Origin of the sequence: Rhizobium sp. N731 (genome assembly GCF_001664145.1) — a bacterium.
Classification (GTDB): domain Bacteria; phylum Pseudomonadota; class Alphaproteobacteria; order Rhizobiales; family Rhizobiaceae; genus Rhizobium; species Rhizobium esperanzae.
This window is the reverse complement of the sequence record NZ_CP013601.1, coordinates 2,381,444-2,396,746: the sequence shown is the minus strand read 5'-3', so window position 1 is coordinate 2,396,746 and position 15,303 is coordinate 2,381,444. Positions and strand designations below refer to the sequence as shown.

Sequence of the window (15,303 nt, the reverse complement as noted above, 5' to 3'; positions counted from 1 at the left end):
TCCGGCGGCTACGGTGTTGAATCTGCTTAATTTCGCCAACTTCACCTACGGGAAGGTGAGAGCTACGGAATCGCCTCGTCGGTTAAGGATTGTTGCCGCGCGGCGACATTGAAGGTGTGAGATCGCCGATAAAATCGCCGATTCCCGGTCGCTTCACCGCACGAAAGGCAAGCGGGCGACAGAGATCCATCGCCGCGATTCCGATGCGAGCGGTCATCAGGCCGTTGATCACGCCTTCGCCGAGTCGGGCCGATAGCTTCGAGGCAAGCCCATGGCCGAGCACCTGCTGGACGAGACTGTCGCCGACGGCGATCGAGCCGGTGACGGCGAGGTGGGCCAGCACGTCACGCAGGAGGCGGAACATGCCGAGCGTGCCGGGGCGGCCGCCGTAGAGCTCGGCCATGGCGCGGATGAGGCGCACGGATTCGTAGAGCACATAAAGCAGATCGACGATCGCGCGCGGGCTGACGGCGGTGACGATCGAGACGCGCTTGGAGGCGTTGACGATGAGCGCCCGCGCTTTGCGGTCGAGTGGGGCCAGCAGCTCGCGTTCGGCCAAGGCGATCAGATGCGGGGGGTCGATGACCTCACCCTCGGTCGCCTTCAGCGTCGCGCGACCCTTCGATGTTTCGGGATTGGCCGCAAGAAGCGTGGTGAGTCGCGCAACGACGGCGCGCGCTTTCGCCGGCCGTGTTTCGAGGATCGCCGCCTCTGCTTCCGCCTTGATCACCTGAACAGCGGCAAGGCGCATCATGCCCGCGGTCTCGCGGATGACGAGGGCAAGCACGGCGAGGACGCCGATCGCCAGCACGCCAAGAGCTGCATAACCCAGCCAGTCGGCGCGGGTGAAGAGATCGCGAATCAGGCGGTCGGTCCAGAGGCCGATGCCGAGCGATAGCAGGATCCCGAAGGCGCCTAGCGCAATCTTGCCAAAAGAGGTGCGCCGCTTGCGCGGTGTTGCCACCGGCACTGCGCTCGCATCCCTGTCAGGATTGATGAAGGGATCCTCGTCGTCGGGCGTCAAGATGATCTCGTCCGAGAAGCTTTCCGGTTTGCGCCGGCCTTGCTGTTTCCGACCATTGTCGCGCGACACGGCAGCCTCATCCTCATAGGCGAAGGCGGCGGGTGGGCGGTGCGGCAAATCGGAGGGGGGCTTACTCATGCGAGACGGTCTCCGAACAGGAACTGCATGGCGCGGTCAAGGCGGATATGCGGCACCGACAGCTTGATGCCGCCGCCGGTCTCCTCGAGATGCGGCGGACGGAACCTGACGACGTTGACCTCGGGCAGGGTATCGGCGGTCTCGCCCGAGGCGATGCGATTGAACAGGCTTTCCGGATCCTGCGGCAGGTCTCCGGGGAAGATTGCGGTCTTTCTCTGGCCGTCGAATCGCTCGCCGGCAATGGTTTCGCCCTCCATTGGCGTGCCGACGATGACAGGCAGTTCATGGCCGTCGCGCTTGACCGATGCCTCGCGCGTGGCGCGCACGGAAGCGAGCGCCATCACGTCGATGCCGGCTCCGGCCATGCCGATGCGGGCGATGGCGCGATCGACGAGGCGGCGGGTCAGCGCATCGAGCCGATCATGGCTCTCATGATGGAGATGGTCGGCCTTGGTTGCGGCGACCAGCACACGGTCGATGCGGCGCCCCAGCAGCGACGAGAGCAGCGAATTGGTGCCTGGGCGGAAGCAGGCAAGCACGTCGGTCAGCGCGCGCTCCAGATCCTGGACGGCTTCGGGGCCGCGGTTCATCGCCTGCAGTGCGTCGACCAGCACGATCTGCCGGTCGAGCCGGGCGAAATGTTCGCGGAAGAAAGGTTTGACGACGACCGATTTATAGGACTCGTAACGCCGCTCCATCATCGTCCAGAGTGAGCCGCGATCGGGACGCGCGCCCGGCGACAGGACGAGCGGGGCGAAGGTCAGCGCCGGCGAGCCGTCGAGATCGCCGGGCAGAAGCAGGCGCCCGGGCGGCAAGGTGGAGAGCGAGCGTTCGTCGGCCTTGCAAGCCTTGAGGTAATCGGCAAAGGCGGTGGCAAGCTCGCGGGCTGCCATCTCGTCGGCGCCGGCATTTATATCGGCGGCACGGGTCAGCGCCAACCATTCCCGCGACAGTTCGGAGCGCACGCCATTTTGCGCAAGCGCGATCGTTTCCTCGCTGAAGGTGCGGTAATCCTTGCCGAGCAACGGCAGGTCGAGCAGCCATTCGCCTGGATAATCGACGATATCGATCGACAGCCGGCCGGGCGAGAACAGGCGATTCCAGCCGCTGGCGCTCTGATAATCGAGCGTGATGCGCAGTTCGGAAATGGCGCGAGTGGAATCCGGCCAGACGCGGTCCTTCACCAGCGCCCGGATATGATCCTCATATTGGAAACGGGGCACGGCGTCATCCGGCTGAGGCTCCAGCCGCACGGCTGAAACGCGCCCAGACTGCACCGGCTCGAACAGCGGCAGTCGGCCGCCATGCAGGAGATTGTGGACAAGCGAGGAGATGAAGACCGTCTTTCCGGAACGGGAGAGGCCGGTGACGCCGAGCCGCACGGTCGGATTGACGAGGCCGCTTGCCCTGTCGGCGAGATTGTCAAACGCGATGCGGGCGTCGTCGGCGAGGGATGTCAGGCGTGGCGGCAAGGCGCAATTCCGGTTGATGACTGCCGGCAATATAGGAAGACTGCGCTGCTCGCAAAAGAAGCGGAGCGAAAGACTTCAGACGACGAGGAAATCGATAAGCCGCCAACCGCTGGCGGAAGCGTCGAAATCGATAACGGCGAGGCCTGCCGTCGGAAAGCCGGCGGGAAGTGCGTTCACCATGGCCTCGTGGCCGATCAGCGCCTCAAGCGCCTGCTCGATCGTCGGGTTGTGGCCGACCAGCATGACGGCGGCATTATCCTGCGCGTCGACGATTTCGACATAGGTATCGACCGTGGCGTTGTAGAGCGCATCGACGTAACTCACGTCCAGTGCTACACCCATCGCCCGATGGACGGCATCGGCGGTATCGCGGCAGCGCAGCGCCGTCGAACTGATCAGAAGATCGGGACGGTAGCCCTTATCGGCGGCTTTGTCGGCGATAACCTCGGCATCGCCGTAACCTTTTTCGTTGAGCGGCCGGTCGAAATCGCGCTGTCCGGGTTCGGCCCAGGCGGCCTCGGCATGACGCAGGAGATAGATGCGATTGGGCGGAGGCAGCGGTACGGTCATGGGCAAATCCAGGATCGGCGGGTCTTTTCAGTAGCGGTTGCGATCATCCGCCGTCAACCGCCAGCCATGCCGCAACGGCCCAAAACGTGGCCGACAACACGGCGTTTTGAAGACCAAACGAAAATTGCGAACGCGAATAATCATGAGAAAATAGTCCGTTAGCCGAAAATTGTAACAGATTTAAAAATCTGTTTAGCTGTCGTATTTGGCTTGAATCGCGGCTAGCGCTTGGGATATACACCCCGCCAGATGAGATGTTCTTCAGGAGAATCGCGTTGAGTGAGAAGATCGATCTTAGCAATTACGTTCCCTCGGAAGAGGAAGAATTCATGAACGTAAACCAGCGTGCCTACTTCAGGGCAAAGCTGGTCGCCTGGAAAAACGATATCCTTAGAGAAGCGCGCGAAACACTCGACCATCTGGCCGAGGAAAGCGCAAACCATCCCGATCTCGCCGACAGGGCGTCGTCGGAAACCGACAGGGCGATCGAACTTCGCGCCCGCGACCGGCAGAGAAAATTGATCTCCAAGATCGACGCGGCGCTGCAGCGCATCGAAGACGGCACCTACGGCTATTGCGAGGAAACCGGCGAACCGATCGGTCTCAAGCGTCTCGACGCCCGTCCGATCGCGACGCTGTCGATCGAGGCGCAGGAACGCCACGAACGTCGCGAAAAGGTCTACCGCGACGAATGACCTTTCCCATGCAGAGATGAGACACATTCAGCGCCGCGATCCGATCGCGGCGCTTTTTGTTGAGCCATCTCCGGCGTGTCGAAGAGGCGGTTACGGGAAAGCGTCGGTCGCCAGAGCTTTCCAGAATGGCTCCCGCGCCGCCTGCGTGGCGAGATCGATTGTGACGAGGGTGCCATTCATGATCCGCCGCCGCATGATGTCGGCCCGCTCGGGTTCCGTTCGACAGAGGCCCCGATCGTGAAGAGCCTGCAGGCGGGAGCGTGACATCTTCAACTCGCCGGCCAGCAACCGGTCCAGGCGTAGGCTTGTTGGAAACGGGGCCGTTAGTTCGATTTCCAGGCTCGTCCAGCCTTCGGTCTCGTGCCGAATTTCCTTGGCGATCTCGAATTCGGCGAACTCGTCCACGCGCTGCGACTTGCGCCGCAGCGCATCAAGATTGAAGGTTTCCGCCCGAATCCAGTCCGGGTCGTTGGACTGCAGCGCGTCGAGAATCATCGGATCGACGTCTCGGATATTTCGGCGTTCGAAGATTGGTCGGTTCCACGTCCTGTCGCAGATCAGGCATTTGTAGATCAGCCAGGCGTCGAGCTTGCGACCGTTGGCATTGAGCCGGATCTTGCCGCTGGATCGGAAAGCTCTGAGGCCCCCGCATCCGCCGCAGGCGATCCATGGCTGGGGCGCCGTCTTGGGAGTGATGGTCCATCGGACCCGAAGTGTCTTGCACATATCGTCTTGGTCTTCCATTCGGAAGTCCACCAAGATGGTGCATGAGAAAACCCTTGCGGGCGCGGTATGGCGATGTCTTGGACGGCTGAAGAGCTGAGACAGCGGAGCTGCACATGGCAAGTTGTAACAATGCCAAACCGGTCTCTCGCCACCACCCGATGAACATGTTCGCATGCCGCCAGCGCGTCGCTTGCGACAATACGGGTGAAACTGGGGTGAGACCGGTATTTACTTAGGCAAAGTCTACCTCGAATGCGCCAACGCTCTTCAGCCTGATCGATAGCAAATGATCAGTGAGATAGGGAGTCCCCGAGGCATCGGTGACGTGAAAGCCGCAGCATTGCGGCTTTTATGCAACTTCATGACGAAGGCTGAGCGACGGCAACCGGATGTAAGCGTTGTCTTACTTGTCGCGATTGACACTCATTTCGCCGAAGATGCGGGCAACTTCTTTCTGCAGGTCGGTGTCGGCACCAGTGATGGGGGCAAGCTCGGGATCGCGGCGCGGCAGGTTGGCTGGCTGCGGTGCGGCCTGGCGAGCGGCCTGGTTTGCCGGGGCCGGCACGATGCGCTCGGCGGTCAGATTGTTCGACATTTCCTCTTCCAGCACCCGTTGGAAATCACGGCGGATCGCCGCTGCCGATTGCGCAGCCGCATCGTCCTCGGCCGTAGCGGCTGCGGCGCGGGGCGCCGGCATGTCCGGGGCGGAGACCTCGGGCTCGATGCGCTGCTGCGGCAGCACGCGCTGGCGGGCGGCATCCAGGATTTCGGCGGCGCTTGCGGTATCGCGGAACGATGCCGGTTGCACACCGGCGGGAGCAGAGGGACGCTCCGGCTCGCGCGCCTGGGGCGGGACAGCTCGTAGGGGTTGGTCGCGTTCGGCCGATAGAGGTGTCGTCGCGGGTTCTGGCGGAAGAGGGCTGGTGGCCACCGGCGGCGGCATGGTGGGTGGTGCCGGCGGCTCGGGACGCGGCCGCGGCTCCGCGGCGGCAGGCGCAGTGAAGGAGGGCTCGGCGGCGGGGGTGACCGGCGCACGGGCGGCGGAAACAGGCGGTGTTTCCGGCCGCGGGACTGCAATCGGCCGCTCGGCGGCAGACTCCGGGCGTGAGAGGCTTTCCGGCTGTTCGGCCGGCTCCGGGAGGATGCGGCTTTCGATGACGATATCGGTCGGCCCGCCGATCATGATAAGATGCTCGACATCATCGCGGCGCACGAGCACCAGCCGGCGGCGGGCATCGACGGCTGCCGCATCCAGCACCTGCAGGCGGGGCTGACGGTTGCGGCCGCCGCGTACGAAGGGCGACGGGGCGCGGCCTCGCATCAGCCAGAGTGCCAGAATGAGCAGGAGGAGCGCCAGGCCGACGCCACCGGCCGCAAGCAGGAAACGGCTGCCATAGGCTGCGACAAGATCATCGAACATAGTCACTCACTCCATTTCACATTCGGCACATATTGACGACTTTTTCGTTCCTTAGGCAAGGGCAGCCGGTCCTGTCCAGTCATGCACGAAGGCGATTTCGTGTTATGCCGAATTGCAGCTGCCGGCTTGGCGCGAGCACTTGCCGCGGGCATCAGGCGCAGATGGCGCTCTTGCCTGTGAATTCAAGCGATCTTGCCGGCGACCGGTGTTTTTGCCGGCGTGGCAAATTGCTAAGAAGGAAAGAGCGCCTGATTCCCGCTTCTTGTTCGTGCTACGAGGTGGGAGGGGCTTATGCGAGGAATATATGACGAAACCGCGTCAGGTCGACGACTATAACGCACCGCTTGTGGATCGTGGGGGGCGTTCTGGCACGGTTTTGCGCATTCTTCTTCTGGCGCTCGTGCTGATCGCGGCCGCCGGGGCTTTTGTCGTCTTCAAGCGATCGCTCGACAACGAGATGGTGCTCGGCGGTCTCGGCGTTCTCGCCATGGTCGGCATCTTCTTCCTGGTATCTTCCGTTATCGGCTTCATCGAAGTGATGCCGCAGCGCCAGTCCGACAGCCTGGCGCGCACCTTCCTCAACAGCCACCCGGACGGCACGCTGATCACCGACGATAAGGGCCGGATCATCTATGCCAACGCCGCCTATGGCGCGCTGACCGGCGCGCGCAAGGCAACAGAAGTGCAGACGCTGGAAACGCTGCTGTCGCGGCACCGTGAATCCAACGAGGCGCTCTACCGGCTGGTCAATGGTCTGCGCGAGGGCAAGGAGGGTCGGGAGGAATTCCGCCTGCTGCGCGCCGTCGGGCCCGGCAGCAACAGCTCGGGCGCGCATTGGTACCGGCTGAAGGTGCGGCTGCTGCAGCCGGAGGATGATGGCGGCAAGCCGCTGCAGATCTGGCAAATCACCGACATCACCGCCGAACGCGACGATCAGGAGCGCTTCTTCAAAGAGCTGCAGAATGCGATCGACTATCTCGACCACGCGCCGGCCGGCTTCTTCTCCGCCGGCAGGAAGGGCGAGATCTTCTACCTGAATGCGACGCTTGCGGAGTGGCTGGGTCTCGACCTGACCAAGTTCCTGCCGGGCTCGATGTCGATCGGCGACCTGGTGGCGGGCGAGGGGCTGGCGCTGATCCAGTCGGTGCAGGCCGAGCCCGGCCTGAAAAAAACCGTGACGCTGGATCTCGATCTGCGCAAAACCAACGGCCAGAGTCTGCCGGTGCAGATCCTCCACAGCGTCACCTCGATGCGCGACGGCGCGCCCGGCGAAAGCCGGACGATCGTGCTGGCGCGCGGAAAGAGCAGCGAGAGCGGCCAGTCCGCTTCGGCTGCGGCCATGCGCTTCACCCGCTTCTTCAACAATACCCCGATGGCGATCGCCTCGGTCGACGGCGACGGACGCATCCTGCGCACCAACGCGCCGTTCCTGAAGCTGTTCTCCGGCATCGTCTCGCGCGACGACCTGGAAAAGGCGCCGTATCTCGAAACCATCGTGCAGGAGAGCGACCGGCCGCAACTGGCCGCGGCGCTGACGGCCGCCAAGGACCGGCAGGGTGACATCCCGCCACTCGATACCCGCACGCCGACCGACGAGGCGCGCTATTTCCGCTTTTATGTCAACGCCGTCATCGATCAGAGCGACGAAGCGCCAGAAGAGGCGGCGATCGTCTATGCGGTCGAGGTGACCGAGCAGAAGGCGCTGGAAGCGCAGATGGCGCAGACGCAGAAGATGAACGCTGTCGGAACGCTCGCCGGCGGTATTGCGCATGACTTCAACAACGTCTTGACGGCGATCCTGCTTTCTTCCGATCATCTGCTGCTGCAGGCGCGTCCTTCCGATGCAAGCTTCGCCGATCTGATGGAGATCAAACGCAACGCCAACCGCGCCGCGGTGCTGGTGCGCCAGCTGCTCGCCTTCTCGCGCAAGCAGACGATGCGGCCCTCGGTGCTGAACCTCACCGATGTCGTCGGTGACCTGCGCATGCTGGTCGACCGGCTGCTCTCGGGCACCAATGTCAAGCTCGATGTGCAATATGGCCGCGATCTCTGGCCCGTCAAAACGGACCTTTCGCAGTTCGAACAGGTGCTGATCAATCTCTGCGTCAATGCGCGCGACGCCATGCCCGACGGCGGCACGCTGACGTTGCGCACTCGCAATCTGACCGCAGCCGACGTCGCGACGTTCAACTATTCGTACATGCCGGCCGAGGACATGGTGCTGGTCGAAGTCGCCGATACCGGTACAGGCATCGCGCCCGAGATCATGGACAAGATTTTCGAGCCCTTCTTCACCACCAAGGATGTCGGCAAGGGCACCGGGCTCGGTCTCGCCATGGTCTACGGTATCGTCAAACAGTCTGGCGGCTACATCCAGCCGGAATCCGAAGTCGGCAAAGGCACGACCTTCCGGGTCTTCCTGCCGCGCCACATCCCTGAGCCGGCGATTGCCGCGGAGGCGGGTTCGATCGACAACGCGATCAATGAAGTCCCAGCCGCGCCCGCGGTGGCCGCGCAGCAGCCGGAGGATCTGACCGGCTCGGCCGTCGTCCTTCTCGTCGAAGACGAGGAAGCGGTGCGCCGCGGCGGCAAGCGCATGCTGGAAACGCGCGGCTACACCGTGCATGAGGCGGGCTCGGGCGTCGAGGCTCTGAGCATCATGGAGGAGCTTGAGGGCAAGGTCGACATCGTCGTTTCCGATGTCGTGATGCCCGAAATGGACGGCCCGACGCTGCTGCGGGAGCTGCGTAAGAACTACCCCGATCTGAAATTCATCTTCGTCTCCGGCTATGCCGAGGATGCCTTCGCCCGCAATCTGCCGCCGGATGCGAAATTCGGATTTTTGCCGAAGCCGTTTTCGCTGAAGCAATTGGCTGTTGTGGTGAAAGAGACGCTGGACGGGTGAGGGAAGTGAGTGTTGGAGGGCACGCTGTGCCGTGCCGCACCCCCCTCTGCCCTGCCGGGCATCTCCCCCACAAGGAGGGAGATCGGCTGGGCGCAGCGGCTTCCCCAACCAAGTATCCATTGCAGCTTGGCGAAACGTTGATGTGAACCGAAGATTTCGCAGCTTGTAATCTCCCCACCTGTGGGGGAGATGCCCGGCAGGGCAGAGGGGGGCTGGAACGGCACCACCTATCTGGGCAAGGCGGTTCCGGCCAGCCCCGTAGGCCTCACTCCCCCAGCGCCACGGCAATCTCTGCCGCCAGCCGCGCATTGTTTTCAACAAGCGCAATATTCGTCTTGAGACTCTGGCCGTCCGTCAGGTCGAAGATGGTCGAGAGCAGATAGGGCGTCACCGCCTTGCCGGTCACTTCGTCGCGTTCGGCACTGTCCAAGGCCCGCTCGATGTAGATCTCCATCTCTTCGCGCGCGATCTCGTCGGCTTCCGGCACCGGATTGGCGACGAGCATGCCGCCGTCGATACCGAGCTGCTCGCGCACCGTCTGAAAATTGGCGATGGCCGCTGGGCTGTTCAGCGACAGCGGACTGCGGATGCCTGAGGAGCGCGACCAGAAGGCGGGGAATTCTTCGCTCTCATAGGTGACCACAGGCACGCCGCGGGTCTCCAGCACTTCGAGAGTCTTCGGAATGTCGAGGATCGCCTTGGCGCCGGCGCAGACGACGATAACGCCGGTGCGCGCTAGCTCCTCGAGATCGGCTGATATATCGAAGCTTTCCTCGGCGCCGCGATGCACGCCGCCGATGCCGCCTGTGGCAAAGACACGAATGCCGGCGCGGGCCGCCGCGATCATCGTCGCCGCGACCGTGGTGGCGCCGGTGCGGCGCTCGGCGATCGCGAAGGCAAGATCCGCGCGCGACACCTTCATCACCTCGGTTGCCTTGGCAAGCTGCTCCAGTTGCGCGGCTTCAAGGCCGATATGCAGCGTGCCGTGGATGACCGCGATCGTCGCCGGCACCGCGCCCTGTTCGCGAATGATCGTCTCGACGCTGCGCGCCATTTCGATATTGCCGGGATAGGGCATGCCATGGGTGATGATGGTCGATTCCAGCGCCACCAGCGGCGCGCCGCGCTGCTTGGCGCTGGCGACCTCCTTCGAATAGGCGATCGGCAGAAGAGGGGAGATGGGCTTGGTCATGATCTTGTCCTGTGATCGGCAGAGCATGATAGCGAAAAGCGTGGCGGCTCTCGAACGGCATCATGCTCAACTCTTTAATTCAGTCGCTTCAATGTAGAATTCTGACCTCGGGAACAAGGGCAAGCGCCTCATTCAAGAGGTCCGGCGTCAGATTTTCGTTGACGGCGTGCCGCGACTGCACCGTGAGCGCTGCCGCCGCCGCGCCGTGGCGAATGGCCTCTTCAAGCGGCAGGCCTGATATCAAGGCGGCGAGCGTGCCGGCGGCAAGGGAATCGCCGGCGCCCGTGACATCGGCGACGGTATCGGCGATTGGCGGCTGCAGCGCCACGGCGCGGTCTTTGCAAATCGCAACGAGCTCGCGCCGGCCGCGGGTGACAACGGCGTTTCTGATGCCGATCTCGTTCAGGAGCGGCAGCCAGCCGCCCGAATCCTCCGGCTGCACGCCGGTAACGGCAGCGGCTTCGGCCTCGTTCAGGAACAGATAGTCGATATCTCCAATGCAGGGTTTCAGCCGGACCACCTTGGCCGGCGAGATGGCGATGGCCGCGACGGGTTTGGCCAGGAAGTTCGCCTTGGCGACAATCGCCGCGATCGTCTCTTCCGGCAGATTGGCGTCGATGAGAATGAAATCATGGGCGGCGAAGGCCTCGCGCACCCAGCGGATGGACAGGCGCCGCGGCACGAAGAACCGATAGAGATCCATGTCGGCAAGGGCGATCACGAGGTCGCCGTTGTTCTCGATGATCGCTGTGTAGCTCGGTGTCTTGCGGTCGAGGAAGACGAAGGGGCGGTCGTCAATGCCGGCGAAATCGGCAGCTTCGCCGACCATTTCGCCGAAGGGATCGCCGCCGCGCGGCGAGATCATCGTCACGTGAAAGCCCAGTCTTGCAAGGTTGCGCGCCGCATTGAAACCGCCGCCGCCCGGCTCCTCGAACCAGGTGCCGGGATTGCTGGCGCCTGGCGCCGTTTCGCCGGAGATGCGGCCACGCCGGTCGACATGGGCACCGCCGAGAACGAGAATCTTTTTCATCAACTCACCCGCTCTCATAACCCGCGAAGGGCGAATCGAAGCGTTCCGCCTGGCTGCGACAAAGCCGGCTTATATGGTCTAAGCCGTTGCTTTGCATCGATAAAACAAAAGTAGAACACGGACCGTTTTGCCTTTCTCTTTCAAATGTTTGTGCGCCTATTGCGGGAATGGAACAAATCGGGTACAAACTCGACATTGCTTGAGCGGCTTCAATAACCTAAAGGTGGATCGGATGTCTCAGAATTCATTGCGGCTGGTAGAGGACAAATCGGTGGACAAAAGCAAGGCGCTTGAAGCGGCACTCTCACAGATAGAGCGGTCGTTCGGCAAGGGCTCGATCATGAAACTCGGTTCCAACGAGAACGTTGTCGAGATCGAGACGGTTTCGACGGGCTCGCTTGGCCTCGATATCGCGCTTGGCATTGGCGGCCTGCCGAAGGGCCGTATCATTGAAATCTATGGGCCGGAAAGCTCGGGCAAAACAACGCTTGCGCTGCAGACCATTGCGGAATCGCAGAAGAAGGGCGGCATCTGCGCCTTCGTTGATGCCGAACACGCGCTCGATCCGGTCTATGCCCGCAAGCTTGGGGTCGATCTGCAGAACCTTCTGATCTCGCAGCCAGACACCGGCGAGCAGGCGCTCGAAATCACCGACACGCTGGTGCGCTCCGGCGCCGTCGACGTTCTCGTCGTCGACTCGGTCGCCGCTCTGACGCCGCGGGCCGAAATCGAAGGCGAGATGGGCGACAGTCTGCCGGGCATGCAAGCCCGCCTGATGAGCCAGGCGCTGCGCAAGCTGACCGCTTCGATCTCCAAGTCGAACTGCATGGTGATCTTCATCAACCAGATCCGCATGAAGATCGGCGTCATGTTCGGTTCGCCTGAGACAACGACGGGCGGCAATGCGCTGAAATTCTATGCCTCCGTGCGCCTCGACATTCGCCGCATCGGCTCGGTCAAGGAGCGCGAAGAGGTGGTCGGCAACCAGACCCGCGTCAAAGTCGTCAAGAACAAGATGGCGCCTCCCTTCAAGCAGGTCGAGTTCGACATCATGTATGGCGAAGGCGTGTCGAAGACGGGCGAACTCGTCGATCTCGGCGTCAAGGCCGGTATCGTCGAGAAGTCAGGCGCCTGGTTCTCCTATAACAGCCAGCGTCTCGGCCAGGGCCGTGAAAACGCCAAGACCTTTCTGCGCGACAATCCGGATCTCGCCCGCGAAATCGAGCTGGCGCTGCGCCAGAATGCCGGTCTGATCGCCGACCGGTTCCTGCAGAATGGCGGTCCGGATGCCGATGACGGCGATGCCGCCGCGGAAATGTAATTTTCGCGCTTGAACTTGATCTGATATTTCAGCCGGCTGCATTCCCTCATCAGAATGCCGCCGGTTTTGTTTGTCTGCTGGACAGTGGCGGAGGCGAACGTTAAAAGCCGATGGATTTGTATTTACCGGCCTCGGGCCGCATTGAAGGGCATAGAATGAGCGGCGTGAACGATATCCGGTCGACCTTCCTCGACTATTTCAAGAAGAACGGCCACGAGATCGTTCCGTCCAGTCCGCTCGTGCCGCGCAACGACCCGACGCTGATGTTCACCAATGCCGGCATGGTGCAGTTCAAGAACGTCTTCACCGGCCTTGAGAAACGTCCTTATGCGACGGCGACAACTTCGCAGAAGTGCGTGCGCGCCGGCGGCAAACATAACGACCTCGACAATGTCGGCTATACCGCGCGTCACCTGACCTTCTTCGAAATGCTCGGCAATTTCTCCTTTGGCGATTATTTCAAGGAGAATGCGATCGAGCTTGCCTGGAAGCTGGTGACCGAAGGGTTCGGCCTGCCGAAGCATCGTCTGCTGGTGACCGTCTATTCCGAAGACGAGGAAGCCGCGGCTTTGTGGAAGAAGATCGCCGGTTTCTCCGACGACAAGATCATCCGCATCCCGACCTCCGACAATTTCTGGCAGATGGGCGATACCGGCCCCTGCGGCCCGTGCTCGGAAATCTTCATCGACCAGGGCGAGAATGTCTGGGGCGGCCCTCCCGGTTCGCCCGAGGAAGACGGCGACCGGTTCCTGGAATTCTGGAACCTGGTTTTCATGCAGTTCGAGCAGACCGAGCCGGGTGTTCGCAATCCGCTGCCGCGTCCGTCGATCGACACCGGCATGGGTCTGGAGCGCATGGCCTGCATCCTCCAGGGCGTTCAGAGCGTCTTCGATACCGATCTTTTCCGCACGCTGACCGGCACCATCGAGGATACGATAGGAGTCAAGGCGGAAGGCAGCGCCAGCCACCGCGTCATCGCCGACCATCTGCGCTCCTCGGCCTTCCTGATTGCCGACGGCGTGCTGCCGTCGAATGAGGGCCGTGGCTATGTGCTGCGCCGTATCATGCGTCGTGCCATGCGCCATGCCCAGCTTCTCGGCGCCAAGGAGCCGCTGATGTACAAGCTGCTGCCAACGCTGGTGCAGGAGATGGGCCGCGCCTATCCGGAACTCGTGCGCGCCGAGGCGCTGATCTCGGAGACGCTGAAGCTCGAAGAAGGCCGCTTTCGCAAGACGCTGGAGCGTGGCCTGTCGCTGCTCTCGGATGCGACCGCTGATCTCGACAAGGGCGACATGCTGGATGGCGAGACCGCCTTCAAGCTTTACGACACCTACGGCTTCCCGCTCGACCTGACGCAAGACGCCCTGCGCGCTCGCGAGATCGGCGTCGACATTGCTGGCTTCACCGATGCCATGGAGCGCCAGAAGGCCGAAGCCCGCTCGCACTGGGCCGGCTCCGGCGAGAAGGCAACCGAAACCGTCTGGTTCGAGCTTAAGGAAAAGCATGGCGCAACCGAGTTCCTCGGTTACGACACAGAGAGTGCTGAAGGCGTGGTGCAGGCGATCGTCAAAGACAGCGCCGTGGCGGAAGAAGCCAAGGCCGGCGACAAGGTGCAGATCGTCGTCAACCAGACGCCGTTCTACGGAGAATCCGGTGGTCAGATGGGTGATACCGGCGTCATCTCCTCCGACCACGGCAAGATCGAGATATCGGACACGCAGAAGAAGGGCGAGGGTCTCTTCGTGCATTCCGGCACTGTCGTCGAAGGTGCATTCAAGACCGGCGATGCTGTCGTTCTGACTGTCGACCACGCCCGCCGTTCGCGCCTGCGCGCCAACCATTCGGCAACCCACCTGCTGCACGAGGCGCTGCGCGAAGTACTCGGTACGCACGTTGCCCAGAAGGGCTCGCTGGTTGCGCCCGAGCGCCTGCGTTTCGACGTTTCGCATCCCAAGCCGATGTCGGCCGAGGAGTTGAAGGTCGTCGAGCACATGGCAAACGAGATCGTGCTGCAGAATGCGCCCGTCACGACCCGCCTGATGAGCGTTGATGACGCGATCGCCGAAGGCGCGATGGCGCTCTTCGGCGAGAAATACGGCGATGAGGTGCGCGTCGTTTCGATGGGCACGGGTCTGCACGGCGCGAAGACCGACAAACCTTACTCGGTCGAGCTCTGCGGTGGTACGCATGTGTCGGCGACCGGCCAGATCGGCCTGGTTCGTGTCCTCGGCGAAAGTGCAGTCGGCGCCGGCGTCCGCCGAATTGAAGCCGTGACCGGTGAAACGGCGCGTGAATACCTTGCCGAGCAGGACGAACGCGTGAAGATGCTCGCGGCGTCGCTCAAGGTGCAGCCGTCGGAAGTCTTGTCGCGCGTCGAAGCGCTGATCGATGAACGACGCAAGCTCGAGAAAGAATTGGCCGATGCCAAACGTAAACTCGCCATGGGCGGCGGGCAGGGCGGCTCGGGCGATGCCGTGCGCGAGGTTGCCGGCGTCAAGTTCCTCGGCAAGTCGATATCGGGCGTCGATCCCAAAGACCTCAAGGGGCTCGCCGACGATGGCAAGACCAGCATCGGCTCCGGCGTCGTCACGCTGATCGGTGTGTCCGATGACGGTAAGGCAAGCGCCGTCGTCGCGGTGACGCCTGATCTCATCGAGCGCTACAGCGCTGTCGATCTCGTCCGCATCGCCTCTGCCGCCCTCGGCGGCAAAGGAGGCGGCGGCCGTCCCGACATGGCCCAGGCCGGCGGCCCCGATGGATCGAAGGCAGATGAAGCGATCGAGGCAGTGGCCGTAGCACTCGCCGGGTGA

At 62.7% G+C, this 15,303-nt stretch carries 11 protein-coding genes; 4 read left to right on the top strand and 7 right to left on the bottom strand.

The genetic code is table 11. The features are described 5' to 3' along the window. Positions 1 to 82 precede the first annotated feature (82 nt). From AMK02_RS11820 to AMK02_RS11810, 3 genes are all read right to left on the bottom strand, one after another. Complete coding sequence (locus AMK02_RS11820) at positions 83 to 1,162, bottom strand: YcjF family protein (protein ID WP_064802967.1); 1,080 nt, start codon at positions 1,160 to 1,162, stop codon at positions 83 to 85. Continuing rightward, positions 1,159 to 2,634, bottom strand: coding sequence for a YcjX family protein (locus AMK02_RS11815; protein ID WP_064802965.1), 1,476 nt, complete (start codon positions 2,632 to 2,634; stop codon positions 1,159 to 1,161). Before AMK02_RS11815 ends, AMK02_RS11820 begins: the two co-directional genes overlap by 4 nt. A 75-nt stretch (positions 2,635 to 2,709) precedes the next feature. After that, positions 2,710 to 3,204: a SixA phosphatase family protein gene (locus AMK02_RS11810; protein ID WP_064802963.1), complete on the bottom strand. Its 495-nt coding sequence runs from the start codon at positions 3,202 to 3,204 to the stop codon at positions 2,710 to 2,712. Between the two features lie 275 nt (positions 3,205 to 3,479). Here AMK02_RS11810 and dksA point away from each other — a divergent pair, with 275 nt between their 5' ends. Continuing rightward, entirely contained in the window at positions 3,480 to 3,899 is a 420-nt protein-coding gene (dksA, locus tag AMK02_RS11805; protein WP_008525884.1) for an RNA polymerase-binding protein DksA, read from the top strand. Between the two features lie 90 nt (positions 3,900 to 3,989). Here dksA and AMK02_RS11800 read toward each other — a convergent pair whose 3' ends face one another. Both AMK02_RS11800 and AMK02_RS11795 read right to left on the bottom strand, forming a co-directional pair. Then, positions 3,990 to 4,625: a DUF1062 domain-containing protein gene (locus tag AMK02_RS11800; protein ID WP_064802961.1), complete on the bottom strand. Its 636-nt coding sequence runs from the start codon at positions 4,623 to 4,625 to the stop codon at positions 3,990 to 3,992. 403 nt (positions 4,626 to 5,028) lie between these two features. Then, the gene (locus AMK02_RS11795) at positions 5,029 to 6,045 is read right to left on the bottom strand and encodes a flagellar biosynthetic protein FliO (protein ID WP_189636962.1); all 1,017 of its coding nucleotides are present in this window, start codon (positions 6,043 to 6,045) and stop codon (positions 5,029 to 5,031) included. A 304-nt stretch (positions 6,046 to 6,349) separates the two neighbouring features. Between AMK02_RS11795 and cckA the strand changes: the two genes are divergently transcribed. Beyond that, on the top strand, positions 6,350 to 8,950 hold the full coding sequence (cckA, locus tag AMK02_RS11790; protein ID WP_064802957.1) for a cell cycle histidine kinase CckA: 2,601 nt from the start codon (positions 6,350 to 6,352) through the stop codon (positions 8,948 to 8,950). A gap of 265 nt (positions 8,951 to 9,215) precedes the next feature. On the opposite strand, the gene AMK02_RS11785 is transcribed toward cckA, so the two are convergent. Further along, positions 9,216 to 10,142 (bottom strand): pseudouridine-5'-phosphate glycosidase, encoded by a 927-nt coding sequence (locus tag AMK02_RS11785; protein WP_064806159.1) that lies wholly within the window; start codon positions 10,140 to 10,142, stop codon positions 9,216 to 9,218. Positions 10,143 to 10,230: 88 nt separating this feature from the next. Beyond that, positions 10,231 to 11,175: a carbohydrate kinase family protein gene (locus AMK02_RS11780; protein ID WP_064802955.1), complete on the bottom strand. Its 945-nt coding sequence runs from the start codon at positions 11,173 to 11,175 to the stop codon at positions 10,231 to 10,233. Between the two features lie 229 nt (positions 11,176 to 11,404). Between AMK02_RS11780 and recA the strand changes: the two genes are divergently transcribed. Both recA and alaS read left to right on the top strand, forming a co-directional pair. Continuing rightward, positions 11,405 to 12,493: a recombinase RecA gene (recA, locus tag AMK02_RS11775; RefSeq protein ID WP_011425583.1), complete on the top strand. Its 1,089-nt coding sequence runs from the start codon at positions 11,405 to 11,407 to the stop codon at positions 12,491 to 12,493. A 155-nt stretch (positions 12,494 to 12,648) separates the two neighbouring features. Beyond that, positions 12,649 to 15,303: an alanine--tRNA ligase gene (gene alaS / locus AMK02_RS11770; RefSeq protein WP_064802953.1), complete on the top strand. Its 2,655-nt coding sequence runs from the start codon at positions 12,649 to 12,651 to the stop codon at positions 15,301 to 15,303.

Bases quoted from the DNA above. Each gene is read 5' to 3' on its own strand.
- AMK02_RS11810 (WP_064802963.1), bottom strand. From the start codon at position 3,204: ATGACCGTACCGCTGCCTCCGCCCAATCGCATCTATCTCCTGCGTCAT.
- recA (WP_011425583.1), top strand. From the start codon at position 11,405: ATGTCTCAGAATTCATTGCGGCTGGTAGAGGACAAATCGGTGGACAAA.
- AMK02_RS11820 (WP_064802967.1), bottom strand. From the start codon at position 1,162: ATGAGTAAGCCCCCCTCCGATTTGCCGCACCGCCCACCCGCCGCCTTC.
- alaS (WP_064802953.1), top strand. From the start codon at position 12,649: ATGAGCGGCGTGAACGATATCCGGTCGACCTTCCTCGACTATTTCAAG.
- AMK02_RS11785 (WP_064806159.1), bottom strand. From the start codon at position 10,142: ATGACCAAGCCCATCTCCCCTCTTCTGCCGATCGCCTATTCGAAGGAG.
- AMK02_RS11800 (WP_064802961.1), bottom strand. From the start codon at position 4,625: ATGTGCAAGACACTTCGGGTCCGATGGACCATCACTCCCAAGACGGCG.
- AMK02_RS11795 (WP_189636962.1), bottom strand. From the start codon at position 6,045: ATGTTCGATGATCTTGTCGCAGCCTATGGCAGCCGTTTCCTGCTTGCG.
- cckA (WP_064802957.1), top strand. From the start codon at position 6,350: ATGACGAAACCGCGTCAGGTCGACGACTATAACGCACCGCTTGTGGAT.